Below are 1,267 nucleotides of genomic sequence, written 5' to 3' on the forward strand. Positions count from 1 at the left end.
TCGCGCAGCTGACCGGCGCTGCCCCGATTTTGAGCGTGGTTTTACGCTCAACAAATTTGTCTACGATTCTTGCTCCGCCGCCGCTGGCCGTATGGTAGACCTCGACTGGAGTGCGGTTGCCCAGCGATTGATGGGGCCGCTCCGTGTTGTAAAACTCGAAATACTGTGTCAGACCCAACTGTAATCCGAGCATGTCGACGTACCCTTTCAGGTACACATCCTCGTGCTTGACGCTACGCCAGAGCCGTTCTACGAAGATATTGTCCAGCGCCCGACCGCGTCCGTCCATGCTGATCGCGATGTCGTGCAACTTCAGGACGCCGGTGAATGCGTCGCTTGTGAACTGGCAGCCCTGGTCAGTATTGAAAATGTCTGGCGTGCCGTAAACCCGTAGTGACTGTTCCAGGCAATCAACACAGAAATCGCTGTCCAGGGTGTTTGACAATCGCCATGCCAGGACCTTCCGCGAGTACCAGTCGATTACTGCCGCCAAGTAGGCAAATCCGCGTGCCAGGCGGATATAGGTGATGTCGGTACTCCAGACTTGGTTGGGTCTTACAACGTTCACGCCTCTGAGCAGATACGGATAAACCTTGTGCTGAGGGTGAGGGAGGCTGGTATTGGGACCTGGCGCCATGCCAGCCAACCCCAAGAACCCCATTAGCCGTTGAACCCGCTTGCGGTTGACCAGATGCCCAGCTTTGCCCAGATGAACTACCATCCTGCGGCTGCCATAGAACGGATGACGCGTATACTCGGCATCGATCAACGTCAGTAGAAGTAACTCCATGTCATTCGGAACAGCGGCCATACGTGGAGCATAAATAGTGGAGCGGGCAACGCCTGCCAGCGCGCATTGCCGGGTGAGGGCCATCGAGTCCAGCAGGCTAACCCAGTGCTTACGATCAGCTATTGGTCGATCCCGGACTTTTTTTTAAGCCAGTCCAGTTCCATCTTCAACCGCCCGATCTCGGAGTAAAGCCGCTCCGGACTGGCCGCCGGATCATCGGGCTTCGGGCCGCGCTTAGTCTCGAAGATGCCTGGCGCCTGCGCGATGAGCTCTCGTTTCCACTCGCCCACCTGAGTCGGATGGACACCGAATTCCTGGGCGATTTCGTTCAGCGTCTTGACGCCGCGGATCGCTTCGAGAGCCACTTTCGTCTTGTACTGGCTGGTGAAACTTTTGCGCTTCCGTTCGCTCATTGCCTGCTCCTTTTATCGCAGGCGCCATCTTAAACTATTGTCCTGAAAATGGGGTCCACTATAC

The 1,267-nt window shown here is 56.3% G+C and carries 1 protein-coding gene; it reads right to left on the reverse strand.

Annotated features, from left to right (window positions below):
• Nucleotides 1-1,203 (reverse strand): IS3 family transposase gene (locus tag K419_RS0118900; RefSeq protein ID WP_404813212.1). Its coding sequence is split into 2 segments (ribosomal slippage), with 1,204 coding nucleotides annotated over them: nucleotides 1-927 and nucleotides 927-1,203; the frame shifts between segments, so codons are not numbered across the junction. This gene is flagged as partial in the annotation.
• Nucleotides 1,204-1,267: the final 64 nt, after the last annotated feature.

Source organism: Citrifermentans bremense R1 (assembly GCF_000426865.1).
GTDB lineage: Bacteria > Desulfobacterota > Desulfuromonadia > Geobacterales > Geobacteraceae > Geomonas > Geomonas bremensis.